Genomic DNA, 25,921 nt, shown 5'->3' with positions numbered 1-25,921 from the left:
GGGAGCGGTAGCTAACTCCGGATGGCAGGAGTGATCGTCGCCGCATCAGGCTGCCTCGCTGAACGATCGTCCGCAATCGGGAACCGCGATCTCCGAGGGGAACGACCGACATCGGGGCGCTTGCCGCCGGACTGCTTTATGAGTCTACGGCCTAGTCTTTTGGGCGCTGCAATCAAAGGGCGGGTCGAAGGACCGAGCCGGCCCCGCCCTGACCCCTGCCCTGAAGGGGAGGGGCTTTGTCCCGCTCAGTCGCCGCGGCGGGCGAGCACGTCGAGATAGGCGTCGAGCACCACCTGGTTGATCGCGTCCCATTCATAGGCTCTCGCCTTGGCGTGGCCGGCGGCCGCCTGTGCCTTGTGGAGCGCGGGGTCGGCGATCAGCCGGGCGATCGCATCGGCATAGGCGTTCACGTCGCGCGGGGGGACGAGGAAGCCGTTGATGCCCTCCTCGATTAGGTCGACCGCGCCGGTGGCGCGCGCGGCGACGACGGGGACGCCGGCGGCCATCGCCTCGAGCGTGACGTTGCCGAAGGTCTCGGTGACCGAGGGATTGAACAGCACGTCCATCGAAGCGACCGCGCGGCCGAGATCGTCGCCCTTCTGGAAGCCGGCGAAGGCAGCATCGGGCACGCGCTCGGCGAACCAGCCCCGCGCCGGACCGTCGCCGATCACCAGCACCTTGTGCGGCACGCCGCGTGTCCGGAGCGCGGTGCAGACGTCGGCGAAGATGTCGAGGCCCTTCTCGAGCACCAGCCGGCCGAGGAAGCCGACGGCGAACTGGTCGTCGGCGATGCCGAGCGCGCGGCGCCATTCGAGGCTGCGGCGCGCGGGGTTGAAGCGGGCATGGTCGACGCCGCGCGCCCAGATGCGGATCGGAGTCTCGACGCCCCAGGAGCGCAGGATCTCGGCAGTGGACTCGCCGGGAGTCACGACCTGGTCGACGCGGTTGTAGAAGCGCGTGAGCGCGCGGATCAGCGTCGGCTCGAGGAAGCCGATGCCGTAATAGCGCGGATAGGTCTCGAAGCGCGTGTGGAGCGAGGCGAGCGTGGCGATGCCGTTGTCGCGCGCCCAGCTGACCGCACGGTGGCCGAGCACCTCGGGCGCCGAGACATGGACGATGTTCGGGGCGAAGGCCCTGAGATCGTCCTTGATCGACTGCGGCAGCCGCCACGCGAACTTATACTCGCCGCGCCCGCCCGGCATCGGCAGCGCGGGCACGCTGACCAGATCGCCGGTGGGCGGAAAGGCGGGCGTATCGGTGGTCGGCGAATAGACCCTGAGCTTGACGCCCTGACGCAGCAGATGCCCCGCGAGCATGTTGAGCGCCTGATTGGCGCCGTCGAGGACGTAATTGTAGTTGCCGCTGAACATGGCCACGCGGAGGTCGGACGCTTGCATCGCCGGGGCGATAGCGGCGCGGTGGGGAAGGGGCAAGTTTGGGGCTCCCCGGTCGAGGACTCATCTTGTTTTCCGTCATCCACGCGAAGGAGGTGATGACGGAAAGCCAGCAATAGACGAGGTCTCAACCTAAGGCGCCGCGCGAGCCGGCAGCAGCGCCTTGTCGATCCGCGCCGCCACGCCGACGCTCCGCCCGGCGAGATTGGGGACGGTGAAGCGCACCGCACTTCCCATCACCTGCGCCGCCTCCGAGAGGGTCAGGCCGTAATCCTGGCGCAGCCACTGGATCAGCCCGGTGCTCGCCTGCTTGAGCGCCTCGTCGAGCGAGCCGGCCTGGCCGAGCACCATCAGCTCGGTCGGCGATTCCACGCGCGGCATCGGCACCGCCTTGCGCTTGACGAGCTCGACGGTGAACTCGACCTGCATCGAAGTCTCCAGCGCATATTGCGAGGTCTCGCCGTCGCCCTGGCGGGCATGCGCGTCGCCCAGATAGAGCAGCCCGCCCGGCTGCTGCACCGGCAGCCATACCTTGTTGCCTTCGACCACCTCGGGGAAATCCATATTGCCGCCGGAACGTCCGGTATCGCCGGTCGAGAGCGGCGGCGATCCGAAGCCGGTGGCCAGCGCAAGCCCGCCGAGCATGGGACGGACCGGCACGCGGAAGTCCTTCAGCGCCCCCGCGGCACCCTCGGGCGTCGCCGTGCCGGCTGCGCGGTCGATCCGCCAGCGGACCGGCTTGCCCAGTCCCTTCGCCTCGGGGACGAGCGACGAACCAAGCGCGCGGCCGACGATCGCGTCGAGGCTGTCGGCCCAGTCGCGGTCGAGCCGCAGCCGCTTGATGTGCACGATCACCGTGTCGCCCGGCGCCGCGCCGGCGATGAAGAACGGCCCCGTCTGAGGATTGCCGAACAGCGCGCGCGTCACGCCCTGCGCGTCGGCCCCGCCCGAATCCACCGTGGAGGTACGCACCGTGTCGCCCGGCCAGATCGTCAGGACGGGAAGCCGATCCGCCGAGAAGCTGTTCGAATAGTCGCTGGGCTGGAAATCATGGACGCGCGGACCGCCCGGCAGCCGGTCGGGGACGCGCCTGGCGGTGAAGGGATGTCGGACCCGCGCCGAGGGATTGTTGCCGTCGGGGAAGTCGGCGGTGCCGCTGAGGCCCCCGCGGCGCATCTCGCCTTCGAACCGATAGGCAATCCCGCGCCCGTCTTTCACCGTGAGCTGGAAACGCTTGCCGCCGATCGTGCCCGTGAGCGGATCGCCGTCCCAATCGCCGGTGAGGGTCTTGCCCTTGGCGATGAGGTTCAGCGTCGAATATTCCTTGTTGCCCCAGCGATCGGTGGCGACGACCCATTGGCCGGTCTGCGCGTGCGCCGCGACGGGCGTGAGCACGACGGCCAGCAAGGTGCAGAACAGTCGGGTCATCTCGGCGCTCCCTTTGTCGACTACATCTGTAATCGATAGTCGCGGCGGCGCAAGCGTGCGATCGGGGCGTCCGTCGAATTGCGGTTGTTCCCGTCCTGTTCCTGCGCTAGCGTGGCGGCATGGCGAAGCCGAAGAAGCGTTATGTCTGCCAGGTCTGCGGGTCGGTATCCTCGCAATGGGGGGGGCAATGTGCCGATTGTGGCGACTGGAACACTTTGGTCGAGGATGCCGGCGGCGTCGTGACGCCGTTCCAGGCGCGGCACAACCTCCAGTCGGGCGGGCGGTCGATCCAGCTCACCGGGCTCGATACCGACGTGCCGCTGCCCGAGCGGATGGCGAGCGGGATCGCCGAGCTCGACCGCGCGCTGGGGGGCGGGTTCGTCGAAGCCAGCGCCACGCTGATCGGGGGCGATCCGGGGATCGGCAAGTCGACCCTGCTGCTGCAGGCGGCGGCGCGGATCGCGCTCCGCGGGCTGAGCGTCGCCTATGTCTCGGGCGAGGAAGCGGCCGACCAGGTGCGGCTGCGCGCGCGGCGGCTGGGGCTGGGCAATGCGCCGGTGCAGCTCGCCGCGGCGACTTCGGTGCGCGATATCCTGACCACGCTGGGGGAGGGCACGCCGCCGGCGCTGCTGATCATCGATTCGATCCAGACGATGCATTCAGACCTGATCGAAGGCGCGCCGGGGACGGTGAGCCAGGTGCGCGCGAGCGCGCAGGAGCTGATCCGCTTCGCCAAGGAGCGCGGCACGGCGCTGGTGCTGGTGGGGCACGTCACCAAGGACGGCAGCATCGCGGGCCCGCGCGTGCTCGAGCATATGGTCGACACGGTGCTGGCGTTCGAAGGCGAGCGCAGCCATCAGTATCGCATCCTGCGCGCGGTCAAGAACCGCTTCGGCGGCACCGACGAGATCGGCGTGTTCGCGATGGAGGCGGAGGGGCTGAGCGAAGTCGGCAACCCTTCGTCGCTGTTCCTCACGCACCGCGACGAGAATGTGGCGGGGACGGTGGTCTTCCCGGCGCTGGAGGGGACGCGGCCGGTGCTGGTCGAGGTCCAGGCGCTGACGGTGCGGCTGGCGAGCGGGGCGACGCCGCGGCGCGCGGTGGTCGGCTGGGATTCGGGGCGGATGGCGATGATCCTGGCGGTGCTCGAGGCGCGCTGCGGGCTCAGCTTCTCGGCATGCGAAGTCTATCTCAACATCTCGGGCGGCTACCGCGTCCAGGACCCGGCGGCGGACCTGGCGGTGGCGGCGGCGCTGGTATCGGCTCTGGCCGAGCGGCCGCTGCCGTCCGATGCGGTGGCGTTCGGCGAGATCGCGCTTTCGGGCGAAGTGCGGCCGGTGGCGCATGGCGCGCTCCGCTGCCGCGAGGCGGCCAAGCTCGGCTTCGGACGCGCGCTGGCACCGGCGGCGCAGGCAGAGGCAGGCGGGTTGCAGCTCGCCGGGTTCAAGGCATTGGGGGCGTTCGTCGATCACCTGCTGGGGCGGTGAACCTCAGCGCACGACCAGCCGGGTGTAGAGGTGCCAGGTGGCATAGCCCAGCACCGGCAGCACCACCGCCAGCCCCACGAAGAAGGGGATCGAGCCCAGCACGAGCAGCGCGGCGACGGTGAGGCCCCAGCGCAGCATCGGACCCTTGTTGGCGGCGACGGCGTGCAGCGAGGTGTTGATCGCCGTGCGCGCATCGACGTCCTGGTCGACGAGCATCGGCAGCGACACGACGCTCAGCGCAAGGACGAGGGTGGCAAAGCCCGCGCCGGCGAGGTTGCCGAGCAGGATCAGCGCCCAGCCCTGCGGCGTGGTGAACAGCCGGTCGAGGAAGGTCGCGACCGTCTCCGGCGCGGGGCCGATCAGCGCGACATAGAGCAGCGCCGCGACCGCCAGCCAGGCGAGGAAGATCGCGAGCAGCAGCCCGTCGACCGCGGCGATCGAATCGAAGGCGGGGCGGCGGACGACGTCGAAGAAATGCGACCAGCCCGGGTCCTCCCCCGCCTCGCGCCGGCGGGCGAGCTCGTAGAAGCCGACCGACACCGCGGGGCCGAGCAGCCCGATGCCCGCGGCGAGCGGGAAGAACAAAGGGATCAGCGAGCCCTGGAGCGCGATCGTCGCGGCGATCAGCCCGACGAGCGGATAGATGAAGCCGACGAAGATCAGGTCGCCGCGATGCTCGAGGAAATCGGCCCAGCCCTGGCGGAGCGCCTGGCCGAGATCGGCGACGGCGATGGTGCGAACTTCCGCCGCGTGCGCGGCGTGATCGAGGCCTTGCGTATGAGCGACGTGCATGACGCTCTCCCTGCGGAGCCCCCCGCCCGGTTTTCATACGCCTTTGCGGCGCAAGCGGCAACGGCGCGGGCGCTTCCGCCGGGGCGCGCATTGCGGCATAGGCGCGGACGAGGGAGGGGCGTTTCATGGGCCTGACGGGACTCGACATCATCGTGCTGCTCGCGATCGGCGGGGCGGCGCTGCTCGGCTTCCTGCGCGGCTTCGTGACCGAAGTGCTGGCGCTGGTCGCCTGGCTGCTGGTGGTGCTCGCGATCCGGCTGTTCCATGCGCCGGTCTCCGAGCTGCTCGCCGGCATCGTCGGGACCGAGCAGGGGGCGGCGGTGCTCGCCTTCGCGATCCTCTCGGGCGGCAGCTATTTTGCCGGGCGGCTGATCGCCAACAGCATCGGCGGGCGAACGCGCAAGAGCGTGCTCGGGCCGATCGACCGCGCGCTGGGCTTCGGCTTCGGCGCGCTCAAGGGGCTGATCCTGGTGAGCATCGCCTTCCTGCTGGTCGTGCTGGTGCTCGACACGGTGTACGGCGGCCCCGCCAAGCGGCCCGAATGGATGCGCAAGTCGCGCAGCTATCCGATGCTCGACGCGACGAGCAGCACGATCGCCGAATTCGTCGAGCGGCGACGGCGGGGCGAGCCGGTGTTCGGCGAGGGCGCGCACGACAACGCAGTCGAGGCCGAGTGAAGCGCGGCTTGGGGCCGGGTGCGCTTTAGCCTCTCGCGCTTCGCGCAGGGCTATCCTAAGTCGGGGGCGCAATGAACGCGCCGCTCTACAACACCGAAATCCTGCGGCTCGCCGCGTCGATCCCCTTTCACGAGCGGCTCGCGGCGCCGATGGCGAGCGTCGAGAAGCGCTCGCCGGTGTGCGGGAGCCGCGTGACGGTGGACGTCGAAGTCGATGGCGAGGGGCGCGTCTCGGCGCTCGGCATGCTGGTGCGCGCCTGTGCGCTGGGCCAGGCATCGTCGTCGCTGATGGCGATGCACGCGATCGGGCGCACCCCCGAGGAGCTCGCCGAGGCGCGCGACCAGCTCACTGCCTGGCTCGCCGGCGAGCGCGCCGAGGTGCCCGACTGGCCGGGGCTGGACCTGTTCGCGCCGGCGCTCGAGCATCGCGGCCGCCATCCGTCGATCCGGCTCGCCTTCGAGGCCGCCGCCGAGGCCGCAGCCGGGGCGCGGGGCTGATGGAGGCCGATAGCGGCATGTCGCTGCTCCGCGAAGGCGTGCCGCTGCTCGGCTTCGCGCTCGTCTTCGTGCTGCTGTTCCGCCGGCTGGGGCTGGGCGCCACGCTGGGCTTCCTCGTCGCCGGCGCGATGGTCGGGCCGCAGGTGCTGCGGCTGGTCGGCGATGCCGAGGACAAGATGGGCATCGCCGAGCTGGGCATCGCGCTGCTGCTGTTCCTGGTCGGGCTCGAGCTGAGCCCGAGCCGGCTGTGGCGGATGCGGCGCGACATCTTCGGGCTGGGGCTGATGCAGGTGACCGTCTGCGGGCTGGCGCTCGCGGCGATCGTCTGGGCCGCCACGCACTTCTCGCTGGGCGCCGCGCTCGCGCTGGGGCTGCCATTGGCGCTGTCCTCGACGGCGCAGGTCCTGCCGATGCTGCAGTCGGCGGGGCGGCTGCGCACCGATTTCGGCGAGCGCGCCTTCTCGATCCTGCTGTTCCAGGACCTGTCGATCGTGCCGCTGATCACGATCGTCGCGGCGCTGTCGCGCAACCCGGCGCACCAGGGCCCGCCGGGGTGGCAGCTGGCGCTGTGCACGGTCGGAGCGATCGTCGGGCTGGTGATCGCGGGTCGATATCTGCTGCGGCCCTTCTTCCGGCTGATCGGCGACCTGGGCGAGCGCGAGATGTTCGTCTTCGCCGGGCTGTTCACGGTGATCGCGACCGCGGCGATCATGGAATGGCTGGGGCTCTCGGCCGCGCTCGGCGCCTTCATCGCGGGCGTGATGCTGGCGGATTCGCCCTTCCGCCACGAGCTGGAGGCGGACGTCGAGCCGTTCCGCGCGATCCTGCTCGGCCTGTTCTTCCTTGCGGTGGGCATGTCGCTCGACCTGCGCGCGATCGCCGACCAGCCCCTGTTCGTCGCCGGCATGGCGCTGGCGCTGATCGCGACCAAGACCGCGTTGATCATGCTGCTGGCGATGCTGTTTGGCCTCAAGCGTCGCCAGGCGTTCGCGCTCGGGCTGCTGCTGAGCCAGGGCGGCGAATTCGGCTTCGTGCTCTTCGCCCAGGCGCGCGAGGCGATGCTGATCGAGAACCAGGCGGCGAGCATCTTCGGCGCGATCGTGACGGTGTCGATGGCGACCACGCCGTTCCTGATGATGCTCACCGCCAAGCTGCGCGCCGATCCCGAGCCGAGCGCCGACGGGCTGGAGGGACCGCACGCTGACGGATCGAACGCGATCGTGGTCGGCTATGGCCGCTTCGGCCAGACGGTGGCGCAGATGCTGATCGGCCAAGGCATTCCGGTGACGCTGATCGACACCGATGTGGAGATGATCCAGACCGCCGGCGATTTCGGGATGAAGGTCTATTACGGCGACGGCACGCGACTGGACCTGCTGCGCCAGGCGGGTGCCGAACACGCCGAGCTGCTGCTCTTCTGCCAGGACGGCGACGGACTGGACACCGAGCAGCTCGAGGCGATCCACCACGCTTTCCCCAAGGCGACGATCTTCGTGCGCGCCTATGACCGGCGCAGCGTGATGAAGATGAAGGGCGCGCCGATCGGAGGCGTAGTGCGCGAGCTGCTCGAGAGCGCGATCGTGATGGCGCGCCGGGCGATGGAGGCAGTGGGCGTCGACGGCCCGCAGATCGACCGGACCGAAGCCGAATACCGCCGCCGCGACTATGAGCGGCTCAACATCCAGAAGGAGACGGGGGACATCCGCGCCGCGCGCGACCGGATGTTCACCCACGCAACCCAGGCCGCGGCGGCCGAGGCAGACGCCGAAGCGGAAGCCGAAGCGAACAGAGGCGAGAAGGACGAGAAGGCGGAGTGAGGGCATGATGCTGGTGACGGCGCTCGCGGCGCTTTCGGGCGCGATCGCGGTGGCGGCGGGGGCGTTCGGCGCGCACGGCGCGACCGGCGAGGCGGCCGAATGGCTGCGGACCGGCGGGCACTATCAGCTGATCCACGCAGTCGCCGCGCTGGTCGCGGTGCGGATGGCGGCGAACGTGCCCGCGTGGCTGTTCGTCGCCGGTGCGGCGATCTTTGCGGGGACGCTCTATGCGATGGCGCTCGGCGCGCCGCGCTGGCTGGGTGCCGTCACCCCGATCGGCGGCGCGGCGCTGATTGTGGGCTGGCTCTGGCTCGCCTGGCACGCGCTCAAGGGATGACGGCGCAGGGGAAAAGCGGATGCTGAGAGGGAAGCGCTCCGCCGCAGCGCTGGTTCTGGGCGGCTTGATGGTCTCGGCTGGCGGGGCAGTGGCGCAGGGACCAGGTCCCGGGCCAGTGCTGGCGGAGGACTTCGAAGCCGGCGGGGGCGCCGTGGCGAAGCGGCTGTTGCGCGACGCGCGGCTGACTATCGAGCACGGCCAGGGCGTCGGGGGCGGAAGCGCGCTGCGGACGCGCTATGTCGGCAGCAGCCGGGGCAGTGACGTGATCGCAGCCGAGATTCCGCTAGGCGAATCCGGTACCGACTACACGCTCAACTATGACGTGAAGTTCGCGCCCGACTTCCAGTTCGTCCTGGGCGGCAAGATGCACGGGCTGGGACCGGCGCAATCGGTGACCGGCGGCCAAGCGAGCACGCCCGAGGGCTGGAGCGTCCGCGTGATGTGGCGCGAAGAGGGGCGGCCGGTCACCTATACCTATCACCAGGATCGCGCCGGCGAATGGGGCGACGACGGCAAGCCCGCGCGGCCGTTCGCGTTCAGCCTCGGGCGCTACCATGCCGTTTCGCTGCACGTGCGGCTTAACGATCCGGTCGAGCGGGCCAACGGCCTCGCGCGGCTCTATGTCGACGGTGCGCTGGTCTCGTCGCAGGAGGGGCTGCGGCTGCGCGCCTCCGCCGGCCCCGCTGGCCTTGTGCGCCAATTCATGTTCAGCACCTTCCACGGCGGGCACGACCCGAGCTGGGCGCCGCGCGACGCGAAGGGCGCGTACAAGGACGTCTTCGCCTGGTTCGACAATGTCGCCGTGTATCGCGGCGAGCATATCCGGGCGCGGCCGGGAGAATAGGCTCCTTAGCGCACCGGCGCGAAGGCGAGGTGCTGGAAGTCGTAGCTGAAATCGGCCAGCGGGGAGAGCGGCTTCATCGTGACGCCGGTGACCTTGCCGTCCGCGACAGCAAAGGTGACTGTCGCGTCTTCGCCTACGCCCTTGGGGAAGCGCGTGCGGAAGGTGTCGGGCCCCCAGGGCTCAAGCATGCTCTTGAACCCCGGCGAGGGAAGGAAATCGATGTGGAGTCCCTTTCCGCGCGGGCTGACGACGATGTCGCCGTACCAGGGGTCACGGAAGCGGCCGGCATAGGCTGAAAGCGGCAGGCTGGGGCCGCCCGCCGGCGCCTTGTCGACGCCTCCGCTGCCGAGCTCGGCGAGCGCGGCGTCCTGCTCGGCCTTCACGCGCGCCCGGACCGCGGCGACCCAGTCGAAGGCCGGGGCGCCGACGATCTGGTCGAGCAATGCGTTGCGGATGCCGCTGGAGATCGAATCCTCGCTGTTGGAGAGCACTACCACCGCAGCCTGGTGTGCGGGGAGCATGGCGGTCTGGGTGACCTGCCCCGAAAGCCCGCCCGAATGGTGGACCAGCCGCTCGCCGCGATAATCCTGGATGAACCAGCCGAGCGCATAGGTCTGGGTGACGCCGCGCGCGGGCCAGCTGTCGCTCGGGCCGTCGCCCCAGGCGACGATCGTCTGCGGCTTCCACATCTCCGCCTGCTGCGCCGGGCTCCACAGCGCGCGGCCATCGGGGAGCTTGCCGCCGGCGAGCTGAAGCTGGAGCCATTTGGCGACGTCGCTGACGCTCGCGTTGATGCCGCCGGCGGCGTCGGTCATGATCCCCTCGCGCGGCTCGATGACTTCGATCGGCCCCATGCCGCGGACCGGCGGGCCAAGGCGGGCATGGCGACCTGCGACGTCGTCGGTGTTGAGGAAGCGCGCCGCCGGCACCGCGTCGGCCATGCCGATCGGCCGTAGCAGCCGCTCCGAAACGAATGCGTGCCACGGCTTGCCCGAGAGCCTTTCGATAAGGATGCCGGCGACGACATAGAGGATGTTGTCATAGGCATAGCCGCTGCGGAAGCCGCGCTCGGCGGCGAGGAAAGGCAGGGCCTTGAGCGCATCGCTGGGCGGGCGATCGCTGGCGGGGAACTGCATCAGATCGCCCGCACCTAGCGCGAGGCCGCTGTTGTGGACGAGCAGGTCGCGCACCGTGAGCATCTCGGTGACGCGCGGATCGTGCATGCGGAATTCGGGGAGGTAATCCTTTACCGGCTTGTCCCACGCGACCTTGCCTTCCTCGACCAGCATCGCGAGCGCGGCGGCCGTGAAGGACTTGGAATTGGAGGCGATGCCGAAACGGGTGTGGATGCCCACCGGCGCCGGCTTGCCGAGCGTGCGCACGCCATAGCCCTTGAGATAGGCGGGCCTGCCCGGACGGATCACCGCGACGGCGATGCCCGGCGTCTCGAACGCGGCCATGAAGCGCGCGACGATATCGTCGATGGCGGCATCGGCCGGGGCGGCGTCCTGCGCAAGCGCGAGGCCCGGCAGCGCCGCCGCGCCAATGCCCGCGAGCGACCAGGCCAGTGCCTCGCGCCGATTGAGTTGCAGTCCGCCCATGCGCATTCCCCCTGGTGATACGGTAGAGCCTAATCGGAAATGCCCGAGGGGCCAGTAGAAATTGAATTCGCCGGGTCGGAGTGTATGATGGCACCAATACGGGCGCAGTGCCTGTAATGAGGGGGAATCCATGAAACATTTGGTTGTTCTTGCGCCGATGGCGCTTGCCGCGTGCAATTCGGGTCCGTCGGTCGACGTGACCAATGCATCGGTCAACGAAGTCTCGGAACAGGTCGCGGCCGCAGGCGGCGCGCAGTTCCTCAACGCCGGGCGCTGGGAAGGCACCGGCGGGATCACCGAGATGACCATCGAAGGCCTGACGCCGGAGCAATCGGCCAAGATGAAGGAGGAGATGGCGAAGGAGGAGAAGAAGTTCGTCAGCTGCCTGACCGAGGAAGAGGCGAAAAAGCCTGCCGCGAGCTTCTTCGCCGGCGACCAGGGCGATTGCCGCTATGACCGCTTCACGATGCGCAACGGCGTGATCGATGGCGAGATGACCTGCAAGAGCGAAGAAGGCATCGAGCACAAGTCGACGATCAAGGGCAGCTTCTCGTCCGACAGCTTCTCGATGGCGATGACCAGCAAGAGCGCCGGCAAGCCGGGCGTGCCTATGTCGGCCTATACGATGACGCTCAAGATGGACGCGAAGCACGTCGGCGCGTGCAAGGGCGACGAGGACGGCAGCGACGAGGGCTGAGGTTCTTTGGGATCGTCATCCCCGCGAAGGCGGGACCCAGAGCCACGCAGCACGCCGCTTGTGATTCCTGGGTCACCGCCTGCGCGGGGATGACGGATATCGCTATTTCCCCGACACCGTCTTCTCGACCTGCGCCGCCACGGTCGGGTGGTAGGTCGCGCGGGCTTCGGCGAAGATGCTGGCGGCGATCGGCTTGCCCCAGTCGCCCTGCTTCATCAGCCCCTGGTAGATCGGATAGATGAGCAGGCCGCGGCCGACGCTCTTGGCGAAGGCGCGGATCGAGGGAACCGCCGGATCGTAGCGGTTGGCGATCGCCAGCTCGGCCCAGGCCGAGCGGACATAGGCGTTGGTCGAAGTCGACAGGCCCAGCGTCTCGTCGAGCTCCTTGAGGCGCGCCGGCGTCTGCTGGCGCGGCAGGCCGTTGAGGAAGCGCAGCCACTGCTGCGTCGCCCAGCCCTGCGGCTGGACCGCCGAGACCGGCCCGCCCGCCTTCACTGCGGCGAGCTTGGCGTCGACGTCGGCGAGCGTCGCCGACTGGATATGGACGGCATTTTCGGGGAGGCCGGGCTGGTAGACCCAGCGATCGAGCTGGAGCTTCGCCTCTAGCGCCGCATCGCCCTTGATCAGGTTCTTGCGCAGATCGGCGAGAAAGCCCGCGCTGGTCTGCGGCTGGAAGGCGTGGCGATCGAAATAGGAGCGGAGGTACGCATCCCAGCGCTCGCGGCCGACCGTCTGTTCGATCGTGCGCAGGAAGGTCGAGCCCTTGAAATAATCGAGCTGGCCGAAGGTCGCGCCGGGATCGCCGTGGAGCCGCGTGGTCGGCGACTGCGGCCCGCCGGCATCGACGATGTCCTGCTGCAGCCCGTCCCAGTCGAGATCGGCGTACATGGCGGCGCGCTCCTTGCCGTAGAGCGCCTCCATGATGCGGTTCTCGAAATAGGTGGTGAAACCCTCGTTGAGCCAGGAATCCGACCAGGTGGCGTTGGTGACGAGGTTGCCCGACCAGCTGTGCGCGAGCTCGTGCGCGACGACGTCGGTGTTCGAACGATCGCCGGTGATGATCGTGGGGGTGAGGAAAGTGAGCGTGGGGTTTTCCATGCCGCCGTACGGGAAGCTCGGCGGCAGGACGAGCATGTCGTACCGGCCCCAGCGATAGGGGCCGTAGAGCGCCTGGGCGGCGTCGATCATCTTCTCGACATCGGCCACTTCGCTGGCCGCGGCGTCGAGCATGGCGGGCTCGGTCCACACGCCGGTGCGCGGGCCGGTGGCCTTGAAGGCGAGGTCGCCGACCGCGAAGGCGATGAGGTACGGCGGGACGGGCTTGTCCATGCGGAAGCGGAAGCTGCGCTTGCCGTTCGCGGCCGCGCGGCCCTTCTCGCCGTCGAGCCGCTCGCCGCTCATCACCGCGACGAAGCCTTGGGGCACGGTCAGCGTCGCCGACCAGGTCTGGCGGATGCCGGGGCTGTCCTGCGTGGGGATCCAGCTGCGGTTGTTGATCGGCTGGCCCTGGCTGAAGAGATAGGGCTTCGCCTTTCCGGCAGTGAGCTCGGGGGCGAGCCACTGGAGCGCCGAGGCGCCGGGCCTGGTGCGGTAGCGCACCAGGATGCGGCTGTTGCCGTCGAGCTGGACGGTGAGCGCCGAGCCAGTCTCTGCGTCGCGCGGGCCGACGGTGAAGGCGAGCGGTTTGCCCTTGGGGCAGGTGACCGATTCGACGACCAGGTCGTCGACGTCGAGGACGATTTCCTTGGTGCCCTTGGCGGCGAGCACGTCGAGCGCGGCGGTGCCGGCGAGCGTCTGGCTCTGGAAATCGACGTCGAGGTTGAGATCGACATGGGTGACGCGCGCCGCCTGCGGCTGGGCGTGCGTCCACACGTCCTTCGCCTCGGGCGTGGTGAGGATCGGGGCGGGCGCCTGCTGGGCGAGGGCGGGAAGGGCGGTGGTGGCCATCAGGGCTGCAAAAGCGGGAAGAAGGATGCGCATGGCGGACTGCTATGCGGATCGCGGCTGAACGGCAACTGAGTGGTTTGGGGTGGGATGTAGCACACCGGCGCGAATGGCGGCTAACGCCCCGGTTGCAGACGTTCGCGCCTAAAGTAGCGCGTCCCGAAAGCCGACGTTAGGATCGGCCGGAATTGGAATCGGAGGAAGCATGAGAGCAGCGTTCTGGCGTTTCGCACACCAGCGATATCAAACCAGAAAACCACTGATTCTTGCCGACGTTGCAGCATTCTCATGGTTTGCGTTTTTCGCACTCGTTTATGGAGCAGCTTTGCTGGCCGGCTGGGTGCCGGATGTCATGGAAGCGCTGGTCGGGATCCTCTTGGTTGGTGGTCCCCTTATGTTGGGAGTGCTTCATCGCCGTATTCGAATCGAAGCGGCCAAGTCACCGGACGCGCTTTACAGGAAACGGTTGAAAACAAATCGCTGATCGGCGGTGTCCGCTTTTCAGCGTCCGCGGGCAAAAGCCGCACTTCCGCTTCCCACGCCAGTTTCACGCCGCCGCGATTTTCGGGTTCGTGGCTGCCTATTTTTGATTCACGCAAAGGCGCAAAGGGAAGAAGGGGATCAGGGCCGCGTACGCGGCCGGGCACTTCTTCTTTGCGCCTTTGCGTGAAATAAAATTCTGCGGAAAGCTAGCCCCGCGGCTGGGCGTCGAGGAAGGCTTCGACTGCCTTCAGATCCACCTTCTTGTCGACATAGGTCTGGCCGATGCCGCGGGCGAGGAGGAAGGGGAGGGTGCCGGCGGCCATCTTCTTGTCGTGGAGCATGTGCTCGACCAGCCGCGCGCCCGAGGCGGTGACCCCGGTCGCCGCGAGCCCGTCGGGCAGGCCGATGGTGCGCAGATGCGCGGCGACGCGCTCGGCGTCCTGGCCGGGGCAGAGGCCCTGCTCGGCCGAGAAGCCGAAGGCGAGCGCAGTGCCCGCGGCGACGCCCTCGCCGTGGAGGAGCCTGTCCGAGAAGCCGGTCTCGGCCTCGAGCGCATGGCCGAAGGTATGGCCGAGGTTGAGCAGCGCGCGCTTGCCGATGGTCTCGCGTTCGTCTTCGGCAACGATGCGCGCCTTGGCGGCGACCGAATGGGCGATCGCGTATTCGCGGGCCGCCGGATCGCCGGCGAGGAGCGCGGCGGCATTGGCTTCGCACCACTCGAAAAAGGCGAAATCGTCGATGAGGCCGTATTTGACGACTTCGGCATAGCCGGCGCGCAGCTCACGCTGGGGGAGGGTGTCGAGCACCTGCGGGTCGATCAGCACCGTCGCGGGCTGGTGGAAGGCGCCGATCAGGTTCTTGCCGGCGCGACTGTTGATCGCGGTCTTGCCGCCGACCGACGAATCGACCTGCGCGAGCAACGTGGTCGGGATCTGGACGAAGTTGCAGCCGCGCTTGAGGATGCTGGTGGCGAAGCCGACAAGATCGCCGATCACGCCGCCGCCGAGTGCAATGACATGGTCGCTGCGCTCGACGCCGAGCTCGAGCAGACGATCGGTGAGCTTTTCGAGCTGGTTCCAGCTCTTGGTGCCTTCGCCCGGCGGGAGCACGATCGCCTCGCTGGCGATGCCCGCGGCGCTGAGGCTGGCCTGGAGCGTCGCGAGGTGGCCGTGGAGATTCGCGTCGGTGACGATCGGCATGGTGCGCCCCTTGGCGAACGGGGCCAACGCCTCGCCCGCGCGAGCAAGCAGGCCGGCCTCGATGCGCACGTCATAGCTGCGGTCGCCGAGCGCGACGGGAACGATCGTCATGGTCTGGGGATCACTCGTGAAGGGCCTTGAGGATTTCGTCGACGGTGGCGTCGTGCGGCGCGGCGATGCTCTGCACCCGGATCGGCGCGAGCGCGTAGAAGGGATTGCGAACCTGGGCGAGCTCGGTGAGCACTTCCTCCGGATCGCGGCCGCGCAGCAGCGGGCGGGTGTCGCGGCGGCGGACGCGGTCGGCGAGCACCGAGGGCTCGGCATCGAGCCAGATGGCGAGTGCCTGGTCGAGGATCAGCGCGCGCGTCTCTTCATTGAGGAACGCGCCGCCGCCGGTGGCGATCACCTTGGGCCGCCCGTCGATCAGCCGCGCGATCACGCGTCGCTCGCCGTCGCGGAAATAGGGTTCGCCGAAGCGCGTGAAGATGTCCGAGATGGTCATGCCCGCCGCGCGCTCGATCTCGTGGTCGGCATCGACGAAGGGCAGGCGCATGCGCTGCGCGAGCCGCCGGCCGACCGTGGTCTTGCCGGCGCCCATCAGTCCGATCAGCACGATCGGCTTGCCCGTCCAGGCGTCTGCGCTCGCTTGCATTTGTAACATCCCGCTGGGGGCTATACAGCGACGCCGGGTCTCGGGCAAAAGGCCCGCCGCAAATCATTTCTTTGGACTAGCCCCATGTCGCGTTCGCTCCTTGCGCTGATTGTCGTCATCGTGCTGCTGGTGGGAGGGCTGGTGTTCCTCTCGACGCGCACCACGGGCACCGAACCCGTCCGCATGGAGAAGGTGGTCCCGCTTGATAACCTCACGAACTAAGCGTTCGCGGATCGGCCTGGGCCTGTTGCTCCTCGCCGGCGTTTCGGTGCCGGCGCTGGGGCAGGACACGCCCGAATCGCTGCTGCCGCCCGGCTTCGACGAGCCTGCTCCCGCACCGGCGCCGGCCCCTGCGCCCGCGCCGACCCGCGCGGCCGAGCCTGGCGCGCCGGGTGCGCCCGCGCCGATCGTCCAGCCGCTCCCCGAGCTCGGCAACACCGCCGAGCTCGGCAACCTCCCGCTTTCCGCCGACGGCAACGCCACGCAGGCGGAGGAAGTGGTCGACCTCGCCAAATACGAGTTGCCCGAGTTCGCGCGCCATTCGCTGGCGCGGACCGGCGTGCGCGCGGCAGGCAACGCCCCGTTCCCGGCCGATTCGCTGGGACGTACCGACGGCCGCTTCCTGACCACGCTGATGCGGCGGCTCGACGCACCGGTCGCCTCGCGCTGGGCGTCGATCGCGCTGCGCCGCGCGCTGATGTCGCCGCTCGACACGCCGGCCAACGTCAATGGCGCCGATTTCGCCGCCGAGCGCGCCTGGGTGCTGCTGCGCATGGGCGAGGCGATGGCGGCGCGCGCAGTGATCAACGACGTCGACCTCGACAATTACACCACCACCCTGTTCCAGGTGGCGATGCAGGCGTCGCTCGCGACCGCCGACCCGGCGGGGCTCTGCCCGATCGCCGACAAGGCGTCCGAATCGATCCGCCAGCGCGGCTGGGCGCTCGCCAAGGCGATGTGCGCGGGCCTCGGCGGCCGGCCCAACGAGGCCGGGCAGTTGCTCACCCAGGCGCGCTGGGGCACGAGCCCGGGCGACATCGACACCCTGCTCGCCGAAAAGGTGCTGGGCACCGGCGCGCAGGGCCGCCGTGCCGTGACGGTCGAATGGGCGGGCGTCGACCAGCTCACCGCCTGGCGCTGGGGCCTGGCCACCGCGACGGGAGTCGAGGTGCCCGCCGATCTCTACCGCACCGCCGGCCCGCAGGTCCGCTACTGGCAGGCCGTCGCGCCCAATATCGACGCCGCCGCGCGCGCCTCGGCTGCCGAGCTGGCGGCGACCGCGGGCGTCTTCTCTAACGCCGGGCTGGTCGATCTTTATGGCGAGATCGACCAGGAAGGCGATGCCAGCGGCCCCGCCGCCACGGTCGCGCGCGATCTGCGCGCTGCCTATAGCGCCAGCGACGTGCCGGGCCGGGTCCGCGCGATCCAGTCGCTGTGGAACGGCGCGGAGACTGCGCGCACCCGCTATGCGCGGCTGATCCTCACTGCGCGCGCCGCCTCGTGGATTCCTGCCGGCAAGGACGTCGACGACGCCGACCAGATCGTCGCCTCGATGCTGACCGCGGGCTATGACCGCGCGGCGATGGAATGGCGACCGGTGGTCAAGCGCGGCGGCCAGGGCTGGGCGCTGCTCGCGCTCGCTGATCCTGCGGACAATCTCCGCGTCGGCTATGGCGACTTCAACAGCTATTCGGACGAGATCGGCGGCCGCAAGGCGCAGTTCCTGCTCGCCGGCCTCGCGGGGCTGGGCCGGCTCGATGCCGGCGAGGCGCAGCGCGGCGCACAGGCGGTCGACGTCCAGATCGGCGGCGTCAACGCCTGGACGCAGGCGATCGACGCGGCGGGCCAGCGCGGCGACGCCGCCACGGTGGCGCTGCTCGCCGCGGTCGGCATGCAGTCGACGAGCTGGGAGCGGGTGACGCCCGAGGCGCTGTTCCACATCGTCGCGGCGATGCGTGCGGCGGGGATGGGCGACTATGCGCGGATGATCGCCGTCGAGGCGATCACGCGGGCTTGAGCCCATCCGGCGATACGTCGCCGGGGCGACCCGGCGCCGACGATCGGGCGCTGATCGAGCGCTTCCTCGAGATGATGCGCGCGGAGGCCGGTGCCGCCGCGAACACGATCGCCGCCTATGGCACCGACCTGCGCCTCGCGTCCGAGCTGCTTGGCGGGCGGCTGGGCGAAGCCGGGGCGTCCGAGCTCGAGCGGCTGGGCGCCGAATGGCAGCCGCTGTTGCGCGCGACGGTGGCGCGCAAATCGGCGGCGCTGCGGCGCTTCTTCGCGTTCCTGGCCGACGAAGGCCTTCGCAAGGACGATCCCGGTGCCGCGCTGCCGCGGCCGGGGACCGCGCGCGCGCTCCCCAAGGTGCTGAGTACCGCCGATGTCGACCGGATGTTCGAGGCGATCGCCGCGCGGATCGCGCGCGTGCCGGCCGATCCGCTCGACCTGCGGCTCTCCGCGCTGATCGAGCTGCTCTATGGGTCGGGGCTGCGCGCGACCGAGCTGGTCTCGCTGCCCCGCAACGCCGTGGCGCCCGACCGGCCGTACCTGATCCTGAAGGGCAAGGGCGGGCGCGAGCGGCTGGTGCCGATCTCGGACCGTGCGCGCGCGGCCGTGGCGGCGTGGCGCGAGCATGTCGCCGAGGGGCGGCCGTGGCTCTTCCCCTCGGGCAAGGGGCATCTTTCGCGCGTGCGGCTCTACCAGCTCGTCCGCGCGCTCGCGGCCGAGGCGGGCATTCCCCCCGACCGCGTGAGCCCGCACGTGCTGCGCCACGCCTTCGCGACGCACCTGCTGGAGGGCGGCGCCGACCTGCGCGCGCTCCAGGCGATGCTGGGCCATGCCGATATCGCTACCACCGAGATCTACACCCATGTCGACAGCCGGCGGCTGGTCGAGCTGGTCAACCAGCGGCACCCTCTGGGGGAAGCGCTCGCGCGGAAGTGAAAATGGTTCACGCAAATGCGCGAAGGCGCGAAGGAAGAGGTGTTCGCGCAGAGGCGCAGAGGACGCAGAGAGGTGGTACGCGCGCCAGCGCGTGAATTTCGGCCCGTTGTGAAAGGCTGCTGTCGCAGCCGGGCGATATCCCTCTGCGCTCTCAGCGCCTCTGCGCGAGCAACCTTCGCGTCTTTGCGCCTTTGCGTGAACCACCTTCTTCGCTCCTCCGGCCGAACCCCACGCGTTGACGCGAAGGCGCGCCCGGCTTAACCCCCGCGCCGATGGCAACTTTCCTCGACTTCGAGAAACCGATCGCCGAGCTCCAGAGCCGGATCGATGCACTGCGCGACACCGCCGAGGGCGGTTCGGTCGATATCGACGCGGAGATCGCGCCGCTCCAGGCCAAGGCCGAACGGCTGCTCCAGGACACCTACGCCAAGCTCACGCCGTGGCAGAAGACCCAGGTCGCGCGGCATCCCGAGCGGCCGCACTTCAAGCACTATGTCGCCGGACTGATCGACGATTTCATGCCGCTGGGCGGCGACCGCGCCTTTGCCGACGACAATGCGATCATCGGCGGACTCGGCCGGTTCCGCGGACGCCGCGTCATGGTGATCGGCCATGAGAAGGGCGACGATACCGCGAGCCGGCTCAAGCACAATTTCGGCATGGGCAAGCCCGAGGGCTATCGCAAGGCGATCCGCCTGATGCAGCTCGCCGATCGATTCGGCCTGCCGGTGATCACGCTGGTCGACACGTCGGGCGCCTTTCCGGGCGTCCAGGCCGAGGAGCGCGGCCAGGCCGAGGCGATCGCGCGTTCGACCGAGCAGTGCCTCAACCTGGGCGTGCCTTTGGTCTCGGCGATCCTGGGCGAAGGCGGCTCGGGCGGCGCGATCGCGCTCGCAGCGGGCAACACCGTGCTGATGATGGAACATGCGGTCTATTCGGTGATCTCGCCGGAGGGCTGCGCCTCGATCCTGTGGCGCACCGCGGACAAGGCCGCCGATGCCGCCGAGGCGATGAAGGTCACCGCGCAGCATCTGAAGGAGCTGGGCGTGATCGACGGGATCGTCGCGGAGCCGCTGGGCGGCGCGCATCGCGATCCCGCCGCGGCCGTGAAGGCGCTGGGCGATGCCATTGCCGCTGCGCTCGATGTTCTGGAGCCTCAGTCCGCCGATGCGCTGCGCCAGGCGCGGCGCGCCAAGTTCCTGGCGATGGGCCGGGTCTGATCCTCTCCGGCTCGGTATGCGGAGCGCGGCGATAACGAACGGACAAAAGAAAAGGGCGGCGGAACCTGTGTCCGCCGCCCCGATCTCGTGAGTCGAAAGTTCGACTTACTGGTTGTGGGCCTGCATGGTGCCCGACACGTTGTTGAACGTGGTCTTGAGCTGGTTGCCCAGGCCCTGCATGGCGGCGATGGCGGCCACGGCGATGAGAGCGGCGATCAGGCCGTACTCGATCGCGGTCGCGCCCTTGGAATTCTTCAGGAAGTTGCGGATCTTCTGCATAACCGGTCTCCAACGTTTCGAAAGTTGCTTCATTCACCCGGCCGGACCGGAAAGCCGGTACGGCACATTCGACCCTAGGGATGAGGTGTAAAGAAACGCCTAAACTCAGAGATTAACGCGCCGTTCGTACTTGCTCAGTGGGCGCTTTGGACCTTCTCGCTGACGTCGTTCCACATCGAGCTGGTCACGTTGCCGACCGCCGCCAGGCTGGCGAAGGTCGCAAGCACGATCATTGCCAGGATCAGCCCATATTCGACGGCAGTGGCTGCGCGGCGATCGGGCACGAGGCGCCGAAAAAGCCGGACAAGGTCTCGCATCGGCATCGTTTCTCCCCCAAGGATCGCGCGGAATCGTAACGACAGGGGGTTACCAAGACCTTATGCGGGACAGGCTTCTGCTGGTGGTGGCTGTGGCGATGGTGGACGGCGAGGGGCGCGTGCTGGTGCAGCAGCGTCCGCCGGGCAAGCCGATGGCCGGGCTGTGGGAGTTTCCCGGCGGCAAGGTCGAGCATGACGAGCTGCCCGAGGCGGCGCTGGCGCGCGAGCTGGAGGAAGAGCTTGGCGTCCGGGTGGATGCCGCGGCGCTGGTTCCCGCGGCCTTCGCCAGCGAACCGCTGGGCGGGCGGCAATTGCTCCTGCTGCTCTACACGCTGCGGAGCTGGCAGGGCACGCCCGAGCCGCACCATGCCAGCGCGCTCCGATGGGTGCGGCCCGCCGAGTTGCGTGAACTTGCCATGCCCCCGGCGGACGAGCCGCTGATCCCGCTGCTGGAGGCGCTGGTCAGTTCCTGGGCTTGAGTGCCTCTGCCAGCGAGGCGGTGGCACTGCCGCGGCGCGCGGGCTGGGGTTGCGAGGGATCGGGCGCCCAACCGGTGAGATAGACGATCTCGAACCGCTCGGTCGTGCGCCCATCGGCATCGGCTCGTGCCGCAAAGGCTTCGGCGGCGCGGGCGAGCGTCTCGCGGGTGAGCGGCGGGGTGCCGGGGAGCAGGTTGGTCGCCGCCATGCCGCGCAGGTCGCGAAGCAGATTGGCGAAGCTCGCATAGCGGACGGTGAGCGTCTCGACGTCGGCGACAGGGAGCGCGAAGCCCGCGCGGCCGAGGAGATCGCCGGCCGAGCGCACGTCGATCTGCGGGTGGAAGCGCGCCACCGGGCGCTCGGCCTCGGCGGCCATCAGGCAGGCGCGCAGCGTCGCGAGCGTGCCGGCGCCGAGGAAGGCGCCGAGGAACAGCCCGTCGGGCCTGAGCACGCGTCGCGCGAGGGCCAGCGCGCCGGGGACGTCGTTGACCTGGTCGAGCACGCCGGCCGAGACGATCAGGTCGAAGCTGGCGTCGGCGAAGGGAAGGCGGTCCTCGTCGGCCTGCACGCCGCCAGCCTGGCGCGCGAAACCATACCCCGCATCGAGCCGCGCGATGCGCGCGCCGGGCAGCGCGAAGCCGGCGGCGGAGCTGCCCCCGAAACTGCCGACGTCTAGCACCTCGGCGAAGTCGCGCTTCACGGCGTCGAGCCGCTCGGCGATCCCCTCCAGCATATGGTCGCGCAGGAAAGTGAAGGCGTCATGGCCCGGGGCGGCGCGGTCGCGGCGGCGGCGGCGCAGCGCGCGGTCGAAGATCTCGGAGTCGCTCACGCGCGGCTTGTGCAGCGGGGCGCCGCATAGGACAAGGCGTGCGTGCACGCGCTCGCTCCTTTGGCCGGGCTGGTCGACCTGGCGCTGCCGCCGCGCTGCCCCGGCTGCGGCGAAGTCACTGCGGCCGCGCATCGCTTCTGCGCGCGCTGCTGGAGCGGGCTGCGCTTCCTGGGGCCGCCCTGGTGCGCGAGCTGCCATCTGCCCTTCGAGTTCGATCGCGGCGAGGACGCGCGCTGCGCCGAATGCATGGCGGACCCGCCGGTGCACGACGGCGTGCGCGCGGCGGTGGCTTATTCCGAAGTCGCGCGCAGCGTCGCGCTCAAGCTCAAATATTCGGGGCGGCTGGCCTGCGCCGAGACGATGGCGCGCGCGATGGAGCGGCTGATGCCCGCGGGCGCGGAGCTGCTGGTGCCGGTGCCGCTCCACCGCTGGCGGATCTGGTCGCGCGGGTTCAACCAGGCCGCGCTGGTCGCCACGGCGCTTGCCCGAACGACGGGGGTGCGCGCCGACGCCGAACTGCTGCGCCGGACCAAGGCGACTCCGGTGCTGCGCGGGCTCGGGCGCAAGGGAAGGGCAAAGGCGGTCGCTGGGGCTTTCGGGCTGGCGCCGAACGCACGCGAAAGGCTCGCCGGCAGGACCGTGGTACTGGTCGACGACGTCCACACCAGCGGCGCGACGGCAGACGCCTGCGCGCGGGTGCTCAAGCGCGGCGGTGCGGCGCGGGTGATCCTTCTGTGCTGGGCGCGCGTTCTCGACGGGCAAGGCCTTGAACCGATGGCGGATTGACGCCGCGCATTGACAAGGCGACGACCGCACCACAGTTCGGGAAGCATCATGGCCAAGGTCGAAATCTACACAAAGGCATTCTGCCCCTATTGCCACCGCGCGAAGCACCTGCTCGACGGCAAGGGGGTCGACTATGTCGAATATGACATCACCTTCGATGGTGCGAAGCGCCAGGAGATGATCCAGCGCGCCAACGGCCGCACCACTGTTCCGCAGGTCTTCATCGACGAGCGGCACATCGGCGGATCGGACGACCTGGCCGCGCTCGACCGCAAGGGCGGACTGGACCCGCTGCTCGCCGCATGAAGGCGGCGCTGCTCCAGATGACGAGCGGGATCGATCCCGCGGCCAATGCCCGTACCCTGGTGGAGGGAATTGCCGAGGCAGCCGCCGGCGGGGCGGCGATGCTGTTCACGCCCGAGATGTCGGGCCTGCTCGACCGCGACAAGGACCGTGCTGCGGGCTCGCTCGCCCGCGAGGAGGACGATCGCGTGCTGGCGAGCGTGCGCGAGGCGGCGGCACGGCACGGTATCTGGGTGCACCTCGGCAGCCTTGCGGTGCTGCGGGGAGACGGCAAGCTCGCCAACCGCGGCTTCGTGATCGACGATCAGGGCGCGATCCGCGCGCGCTACGACAAGATGCATCTGTTCGACGTCGACTTGCCGAGTGGCGAGAGCTGGCGCGAATCAGCCTCCTATTCGGCGGGCGAGCGATCCGTGACGGTAGAGACGCCGCTCGGCGTGCTCGGCCTCGCCATCTGCTACGACCTGCGCTTCCCGGACCTGTTCCGCACGCTGAGCGATGCCGGCGCGACGCTGCTCGCGGTGCCCGCAGCCTTCACGCGGCCGACCGGTGCGGCGCACTGGCATGTGCTTTTGCGGGCCCGGGCGATCGAGGCGGCGGCCTTCGTCATCGCCGCGGCGCAGACCGGCGTGCATGAGGACGGCCGCGCCACCTATGGCCATTCGCTCGCGATCGATCCCTGGGGCGAAGTGCTGCTCGACATGGGCGAGAGCGCGGGGCTGGGCTTCGCCGAGATCGACCCCGCACGCGTGTCCGCGGCGCGCGAGCGCGTGCCGGTGCTCCGCCACCGCCGCGCGATCCCGCCGGTGGAGGCGCTGTGATCGTCTTCGACCTCAAATGCGGCGGCGGCCATGTCTTCGAGGCATGGTTCGGCTCGAGCGCGGCCTATGAAGCGCAGCGCGAGAGCGGGCTGGTCGCGTGCCCGATCTGCGGCAACGCCGAGGTGACCAAGGCCGTGATGGCACCCAATGTCGCCCTCAAGGGCAACCAGCGTGCGACCCCACCCTCGGCTCCGACCAGCGGCGAGGCGCCGCCGCCCGAGGCGGTCAAGGCGGCGATGGCCGCGATCGCCGCGATGCAGGCCAAGATGCTCGAGAAATCGACCTGGGTCGGCACGGCCTTCGCCGACAAGGCGCGCGCCATGCATCTGGGCGAGGAAACGGTGACCCAGATCCACGGCCAGACCACCCCCGAGCAGGCGCAGGAGCTCATCGACGAGGGCGTGCCGGTCGCGCCTTTGCTCGTGCCGGTGGTGCCGCCCGAGAGTCGCAATTGATTCCGCGCGCGCCCGCCGGTACCAGCGGCGGCGTGGCCCGGTAGCTCAGCAGGATAGAGCAAGCGATTCCTAATCGAGAGGTCGGAGGTTCGAATCCTCTCCGGGCCACCACAGCATCCTTCCGGTTTCGCGCAGACAAAAGAAAAGGCCCGCCGGCAAGCCGGCGGACCCAGTCGCTCCCGGGAAGGAGGGCGGTTCAGTTCTCGTTGGATCCGACGCTGCCGAAGCGAGCCTCGAATTCGTCAAAGGCACCCCGGGCGAGCAGCTTCGCCTGCTCGATCCAGTCGTCGCGATCGATGCGACCGCGGAAGGCACCAAGATGCGCATCCACCTTGGCTACTTCGGCGGGCCCCCAGGCGGCGATCTGGTCGAAGCGGCGGATGCCCAGGGTCTGCAGCAGCGCATCGAGCTTCGGGCCGATGCCCTTGACGCGCTGGAGGTCGTCGGGCGCGCCGACGGCGGCGGGAATGCCGATGCCGGTGAGCGCGGCCGCGGCCGCCGGCCGGCCGGGCTCGGCCGGCGCCGGCGAGGGCGTGTCATGGGCCGACCCCACCTTGTAGCCGAAGCCGTGCGCGGTGCGGGACGAGTCATATGCGTTGGCGGCGGTATCGCGTGCGGCGACCCCCGCAGTGGCAACGGCGCCGCTCAATGCCCTCGACGGGGAAGAAGCGGCATGGGCGGCGCCGCGCCCCCACGCCCACAGGCCGGTCAGCAAGCCGATCAGCAGCGGGAGAAGGAGCCACAGGAAGTTATTGGCAGTGCAAAGCGGCCACATGACGGAAACTCCTTTCGCAGCCGGCTCAGACGTCGACGGAGCGACGGCCCCAGATGAGCCAGGAAATCGCCAGCCCGACGAGGAAGGCGCCGAGGGCGGGGATCAGGAATTGCAGGAAAGTCGACATCGGATTTCCTTTCAGCGCGCGGTCACCGTGAATTCGATGCGGCGGTTGCGCGGATCGTTTTCGGGACCGTCGGCATGGAGGAGCTTGGTCTCGCCATAGCCGCGGGCGGTCAGCCGGTCGGCCGGGACGCCGCGATCTACCAGGGCGGCGACCACGGCCCGCGCGCGGCGTTCGGACAGCGCCTGGTTTGCGGCGGCGTCGCCCTGCGCATCGGTGTGGCCGGCGACTTCGATCGAGGCGCCGGTACAGTCGCGGAGCTCCTTCGCGATGCTGTCGAGCAGCGCGCCCGAGCTGGCGGCGACGCTGGTGCCGCCCGTCGCGAAGTTTATCATGCCTGCGCTCGCCGCGAGGGTGACCTTGGTCTGGCAATTCTCGACCTGCGCGGGTGTGAGCGCGGCGCCGGTCGCGGCAGTGGCCGCATTGCCCAGCGCCGAAGCGCCCGAGGCGGCGGCATCGGCAGCATTGCCGAGCGCCGAGGTCCCCTCCGCCACGGCGCCGGTAAGGTTGCCGTCAGTCGTTGCCGGGATACCGATGGTTCCGCCGGCGCCTGCCGCGGCGGTGCAATTTTGGCCCAGCCCGAGCGGACTGTGCAGGAACCAGGCGGCCGCCGTTGTGGCGAGCGCGCCGATGACGATCTTGGGAAGCGCGGACATGATCCCTCCTGGAACAGGGTCCCTGGCCGGCGGCCTGACGCCGCACTGACGCTTCCATGGCTACAGGTCCCTGCAGCCAAGT

General features: G+C 69.6%; 29 protein-coding genes and 1 tRNA gene. 18 read left to right on the top strand and 12 right to left on the bottom strand.

Going from position 1 to position 25,921, the window contains the following annotated elements; translation table 11 throughout:
• Positions 1-245 precede the first annotated feature (245 nt).
• Together J7500_RS12990 and J7500_RS12985 are read right to left on the bottom strand one after the other, a co-directional pair.
• Positions 246-1,397: a glycosyltransferase family 1 protein gene (locus J7500_RS12990; protein WP_294062138.1), complete on the bottom strand. Its 1,152-nt coding sequence runs from the start codon at positions 1,395-1,397 to the stop codon at positions 246-248.
• Between the two features lie 129 nt (positions 1,398-1,526).
• The gene (locus J7500_RS12985; protein WP_294062136.1) at positions 1,527-2,822 is read right to left on the bottom strand and encodes an acetamidase/formamidase family protein; all 1,296 of its coding nucleotides are present in this window, start codon (positions 2,820-2,822) and stop codon (positions 1,527-1,529) included.
• A gap of 119 nt (positions 2,823-2,941) precedes the next feature.
• On the opposite strand from J7500_RS12985, the gene radA reads away from it, so the two are divergent.
• Entirely contained in the window at positions 2,942-4,309 is a 1,368-nt protein-coding gene (gene radA, locus J7500_RS12980) for a DNA repair protein RadA (protein ID WP_294062134.1), read from the top strand.
• Between the two features lie 3 nt (positions 4,310-4,312).
• Here radA and J7500_RS12975 read toward each other — a convergent pair whose 3' ends face one another.
• Positions 4,313-5,101, bottom strand: coding sequence for a DUF2189 domain-containing protein (locus J7500_RS12975; RefSeq protein ID WP_294062133.1), 789 nt, complete (start codon positions 5,099-5,101; stop codon positions 4,313-4,315).
• 125 nt (positions 5,102-5,226) lie between these two features.
• On the opposite strand from J7500_RS12975, the gene J7500_RS12970 reads away from it, so the two are divergent.
• From J7500_RS12970 to J7500_RS12950, 5 genes are all read left to right on the top strand, one after another.
• Entirely contained in the window at positions 5,227-5,778 is a 552-nt protein-coding gene (locus J7500_RS12970) for a CvpA family protein (protein WP_294062131.1), read from the top strand.
• Positions 5,779-5,849: 71 nt separating this feature from the next.
• Positions 5,850-6,275, top strand: coding sequence for an iron-sulfur cluster assembly scaffold protein (locus J7500_RS12965; RefSeq protein WP_294062129.1), 426 nt, complete (start codon positions 5,850-5,852; stop codon positions 6,273-6,275).
• Entirely contained in the window at positions 6,275-8,092 is a 1,818-nt protein-coding gene (locus J7500_RS12960; protein ID WP_294062128.1) for a cation:proton antiporter, read from the top strand. The genes J7500_RS12965 and J7500_RS12960 overlap by 1 nt, the downstream gene beginning before the upstream one ends.
• Before the next feature lie 7 nt (positions 8,093-8,099).
• Positions 8,100-8,429: a DUF423 domain-containing protein gene (locus J7500_RS12955; protein ID WP_294062181.1), complete on the top strand. Its 330-nt coding sequence runs from the start codon at positions 8,100-8,102 to the stop codon at positions 8,427-8,429.
• 19 nt (positions 8,430-8,448) lie between these two features.
• The gene (locus tag J7500_RS12950; RefSeq protein ID WP_294062127.1) at positions 8,449-9,273 is read left to right on the top strand and encodes a polysaccharide lyase; all 825 of its coding nucleotides are present in this window, start codon (positions 8,449-8,451) and stop codon (positions 9,271-9,273) included.
• A gap of 5 nt (positions 9,274-9,278) precedes the next feature.
• Here the strand turns inward: J7500_RS12950 and J7500_RS12945 are convergent, their stop codons facing one another.
• On the bottom strand, positions 9,279-10,874 hold the full coding sequence (locus J7500_RS12945; protein ID WP_294062126.1) for a serine hydrolase: 1,596 nt from the start codon (positions 10,872-10,874) through the stop codon (positions 9,279-9,281).
• Between the two features lie 130 nt (positions 10,875-11,004).
• Here J7500_RS12945 and J7500_RS12940 point away from each other — a divergent pair, with 130 nt between their 5' ends.
• Entirely contained in the window at positions 11,005-11,571 is a 567-nt protein-coding gene (locus tag J7500_RS12940) for a DUF3617 domain-containing protein (RefSeq protein WP_294062124.1), read from the top strand.
• 102 nt (positions 11,572-11,673) lie between these two features.
• Here the strand turns inward: J7500_RS12940 and J7500_RS12935 are convergent, their stop codons facing one another.
• Complete coding sequence (locus J7500_RS12935; protein WP_294062123.1) at positions 11,674-13,551, bottom strand: M1 family metallopeptidase; 1,878 nt, start codon at positions 13,549-13,551, stop codon at positions 11,674-11,676.
• Positions 13,552-13,720: 169 nt separating this feature from the next.
• On the opposite strand from J7500_RS12935, the gene J7500_RS12930 reads away from it, so the two are divergent.
• Positions 13,721-13,999, top strand: a complete 279-nt coding sequence (locus J7500_RS12930) for a hypothetical protein (RefSeq protein WP_294062122.1) — start codon at positions 13,721-13,723, stop codon at positions 13,997-13,999.
• Positions 14,000-14,204: 205 nt separating this feature from the next.
• On the opposite strand, the gene aroB is transcribed toward J7500_RS12930, so the two are convergent.
• The gene (gene aroB / locus J7500_RS12925) at positions 14,205-15,308 is read right to left on the bottom strand and encodes a 3-dehydroquinate synthase (protein ID WP_294062121.1); all 1,104 of its coding nucleotides are present in this window, start codon (positions 15,306-15,308) and stop codon (positions 14,205-14,207) included.
• Between the two features lie 10 nt (positions 15,309-15,318).
• Positions 15,319-15,858 carry a shikimate kinase gene (locus J7500_RS12920; protein ID WP_294062120.1) on the bottom strand — a complete coding sequence of 180 codons (540 nt, stop codon included), beginning with the start codon at positions 15,856-15,858 and terminating at the stop codon, positions 15,319-15,321.
• 75 nt (positions 15,859-15,933) lie between these two features.
• On the opposite strand from J7500_RS12920, the gene J7500_RS12915 reads away from it, so the two are divergent.
• From J7500_RS12915 to J7500_RS12900, 4 genes are all read left to right on the top strand, one after another.
• A complete protein-coding gene (locus J7500_RS12915; RefSeq protein ID WP_294062119.1) occupies positions 15,934-16,071 on the top strand; it encodes a hypothetical protein in 138 nt (45 codons plus the stop codon).
• On the top strand, positions 16,052-17,866 hold the full coding sequence (locus J7500_RS12910) for a hypothetical protein (protein ID WP_294062117.1): 1,815 nt from the start codon (positions 16,052-16,054) through the stop codon (positions 17,864-17,866). Before J7500_RS12915 ends, J7500_RS12910 begins: the two co-directional genes overlap by 20 nt.
• Positions 17,863-18,795 carry a tyrosine-type recombinase/integrase gene (locus J7500_RS12905; protein ID WP_294062116.1) on the top strand — a complete coding sequence of 311 codons (933 nt, stop codon included), beginning with the start codon at positions 17,863-17,865 and terminating at the stop codon, positions 18,793-18,795. Before J7500_RS12910 ends, J7500_RS12905 begins: the two co-directional genes overlap by 4 nt.
• A gap of 272 nt (positions 18,796-19,067) precedes the next feature.
• Entirely contained in the window at positions 19,068-20,015 is a 948-nt protein-coding gene (locus J7500_RS12900; protein ID WP_294062114.1) for an acetyl-CoA carboxylase carboxyltransferase subunit alpha, read from the top strand.
• Between the two features lie 105 nt (positions 20,016-20,120).
• On the opposite strand, the gene J7500_RS12895 is transcribed toward J7500_RS12900, so the two are convergent.
• Both J7500_RS12895 and J7500_RS12890 read right to left on the bottom strand, forming a co-directional pair.
• On the bottom strand, positions 20,121-20,294 hold the full coding sequence (locus J7500_RS12895; RefSeq protein WP_294062113.1) for a Flp family type IVb pilin: 174 nt from the start codon (positions 20,292-20,294) through the stop codon (positions 20,121-20,123).
• A 134-nt stretch (positions 20,295-20,428) separates the two neighbouring features.
• Positions 20,429-20,611, bottom strand: a complete 183-nt coding sequence (locus J7500_RS12890; RefSeq protein ID WP_294062112.1) for a Flp family type IVb pilin — start codon at positions 20,609-20,611, stop codon at positions 20,429-20,431.
• A 62-nt stretch (positions 20,612-20,673) separates the two neighbouring features.
• Here J7500_RS12890 and J7500_RS12885 point away from each other — a divergent pair, with 62 nt between their 5' ends.
• The gene (locus J7500_RS12885; RefSeq protein ID WP_294062111.1) at positions 20,674-21,090 is read left to right on the top strand and encodes a (deoxy)nucleoside triphosphate pyrophosphohydrolase; all 417 of its coding nucleotides are present in this window, start codon (positions 20,674-20,676) and stop codon (positions 21,088-21,090) included.
• Here the strand turns inward: J7500_RS12885 and J7500_RS12880 are convergent.
• The gene (locus J7500_RS12880; protein WP_294062180.1) at positions 21,074-21,919 is read right to left on the bottom strand and encodes a methyltransferase domain-containing protein; all 846 of its coding nucleotides are present in this window, start codon (positions 21,917-21,919) and stop codon (positions 21,074-21,076) included. The two genes, J7500_RS12885 and J7500_RS12880, sit on opposite strands and share 17 nt — an antisense overlap.
• Before the next feature lie 42 nt (positions 21,920-21,961).
• Here J7500_RS12880 and J7500_RS12875 point away from each other — a divergent pair, with 42 nt between their 5' ends.
• The 5 genes from J7500_RS12875 to J7500_RS12855 all read left to right on the top strand — a co-directional run bounded on the left by J7500_RS12875 (position 21,962) and on the right by J7500_RS12855 (position 24,395).
• A complete protein-coding gene (locus J7500_RS12875) occupies positions 21,962-22,705 on the top strand; it encodes a ComF family protein (protein WP_294062110.1) in 744 nt (247 codons plus the stop codon).
• Between the two features lie 48 nt (positions 22,706-22,753).
• On the top strand, positions 22,754-23,011 hold the full coding sequence (grxC, locus tag J7500_RS12870; protein WP_294062109.1) for a glutaredoxin 3: 258 nt from the start codon (positions 22,754-22,756) through the stop codon (positions 23,009-23,011).
• Positions 23,008-23,829 carry a carbon-nitrogen hydrolase family protein gene (locus J7500_RS12865; protein ID WP_294062108.1) on the top strand — a complete coding sequence of 274 codons (822 nt, stop codon included), beginning with the start codon at positions 23,008-23,010 and terminating at the stop codon, positions 23,827-23,829. The genes grxC and J7500_RS12865 overlap by 4 nt, the downstream gene beginning before the upstream one ends.
• Positions 23,826-24,284: a DUF1178 family protein gene (locus tag J7500_RS12860; RefSeq protein WP_294062107.1), complete on the top strand. Its 459-nt coding sequence runs from the start codon at positions 23,826-23,828 to the stop codon at positions 24,282-24,284. The genes J7500_RS12865 and J7500_RS12860 overlap by 4 nt, the downstream gene beginning before the upstream one ends.
• Before the next feature lie 34 nt (positions 24,285-24,318).
• A tRNA-Arg gene (locus J7500_RS12855) sits at positions 24,319-24,395 on the top strand.
• A gap of 85 nt (positions 24,396-24,480) precedes the next feature.
• Here the strand turns inward: J7500_RS12855 and J7500_RS12850 are convergent.
• Complete coding sequence (locus J7500_RS12850) at positions 24,481-25,059, bottom strand: hypothetical protein (RefSeq protein ID WP_294062106.1); 579 nt, start codon at positions 25,057-25,059, stop codon at positions 24,481-24,483.
• Positions 25,060-25,197: 138 nt separating this feature from the next.
• Positions 25,198-25,839, bottom strand: a complete 642-nt coding sequence (locus J7500_RS12845) for an OmpA family protein (protein WP_294062105.1) — start codon at positions 25,837-25,839, stop codon at positions 25,198-25,200.
• Positions 25,840-25,921: the final 82 nt, after the last annotated feature.

The sequence above is a fragment of the Sphingomonas sp. genome, from assembly GCF_017744835.1.
In the GTDB taxonomy this organism is placed as follows: Bacteria; Pseudomonadota; Alphaproteobacteria; order Sphingomonadales; family Sphingomonadaceae; genus Sphingomonas.
Note: the sequence above shows the minus strand (reverse complement) of the source record. Positions and strands in the feature narration are given on the sequence as shown.

Coding starts and splice junctions, on each gene's coding strand:
- J7500_RS12895 (WP_294062113.1), bottom strand. CDS start 20,294: ATGCAGAAGATCCGCAACTTCCTGAAGAATTCCAAGGGCGCGACCGCG.
- radA (WP_294062134.1), top strand. CDS start 2,942: ATGGCGAAGCCGAAGAAGCGTTATGTCTGCCAGGTCTGCGGGTCGGTA.
- J7500_RS12970 (WP_294062131.1), top strand. CDS start 5,227: ATGGGCCTGACGGGACTCGACATCATCGTGCTGCTCGCGATCGGCGGG.
- J7500_RS12985 (WP_294062136.1), bottom strand. CDS start 2,822: ATGACCCGACTGTTCTGCACCTTGCTGGCCGTCGTGCTCACGCCCGTC.
- grxC (WP_294062109.1), top strand. CDS start 22,754: ATGGCCAAGGTCGAAATCTACACAAAGGCATTCTGCCCCTATTGCCAC.
- J7500_RS12990 (WP_294062138.1), bottom strand. CDS start 1,397: ATGCAAGCGTCCGACCTCCGCGTGGCCATGTTCAGCGGCAACTACAAT.
- J7500_RS12865 (WP_294062108.1), top strand. CDS start 23,008: ATGAAGGCGGCGCTGCTCCAGATGACGAGCGGGATCGATCCCGCGGCC.
- J7500_RS12915 (WP_294062119.1), top strand. CDS start 15,934: ATGTCGCGTTCGCTCCTTGCGCTGATTGTCGTCATCGTGCTGCTGGTG.
- J7500_RS12920 (WP_294062120.1), bottom strand. CDS start 15,858: ATGTTACAAATGCAAGCGAGCGCAGACGCCTGGACGGGCAAGCCGATC.
- J7500_RS12930 (WP_294062122.1), top strand. CDS start 13,721: ATGAGAGCAGCGTTCTGGCGTTTCGCACACCAGCGATATCAAACCAGA.
- J7500_RS12900 (WP_294062114.1), top strand. CDS start 19,068: ATGGCAACTTTCCTCGACTTCGAGAAACCGATCGCCGAGCTCCAGAGC.
- J7500_RS12975 (WP_294062133.1), bottom strand. CDS start 5,101: ATGCACGTCGCTCATACGCAAGGCCTCGATCACGCCGCGCACGCGGCG.
- J7500_RS12965 (WP_294062129.1), top strand. CDS start 5,850: ATGAACGCGCCGCTCTACAACACCGAAATCCTGCGGCTCGCCGCGTCG.
- J7500_RS12890 (WP_294062112.1), bottom strand. CDS start 20,611: ATGCGAGACCTTGTCCGGCTTTTTCGGCGCCTCGTGCCCGATCGCCGC.
- J7500_RS12935 (WP_294062123.1), bottom strand. CDS start 13,551: ATGCGCATCCTTCTTCCCGCTTTTGCAGCCCTGATGGCCACCACCGCC.
- J7500_RS12960 (WP_294062128.1), top strand. CDS start 6,275: ATGGAGGCCGATAGCGGCATGTCGCTGCTCCGCGAAGGCGTGCCGCTG.
- J7500_RS12885 (WP_294062111.1), top strand. CDS start 20,674: ATGCGGGACAGGCTTCTGCTGGTGGTGGCTGTGGCGATGGTGGACGGC.
- J7500_RS12945 (WP_294062126.1), bottom strand. CDS start 10,874: ATGGGCGGACTGCAACTCAATCGGCGCGAGGCACTGGCCTGGTCGCTC.
- J7500_RS12950 (WP_294062127.1), top strand. CDS start 8,449: ATGCTGAGAGGGAAGCGCTCCGCCGCAGCGCTGGTTCTGGGCGGCTTG.
- J7500_RS12955 (WP_294062181.1), top strand. CDS start 8,100: ATGCTGGTGACGGCGCTCGCGGCGCTTTCGGGCGCGATCGCGGTGGCG.
- J7500_RS12845 (WP_294062105.1), bottom strand. CDS start 25,839: ATGTCCGCGCTTCCCAAGATCGTCATCGGCGCGCTCGCCACAACGGCG.
- J7500_RS12940 (WP_294062124.1), top strand. CDS start 11,005: ATGAAACATTTGGTTGTTCTTGCGCCGATGGCGCTTGCCGCGTGCAAT.
- J7500_RS12850 (WP_294062106.1), bottom strand. CDS start 25,059: ATGTGGCCGCTTTGCACTGCCAATAACTTCCTGTGGCTCCTTCTCCCG.
- aroB (WP_294062121.1), bottom strand. CDS start 15,308: ATGACGATCGTTCCCGTCGCGCTCGGCGACCGCAGCTATGACGTGCGC.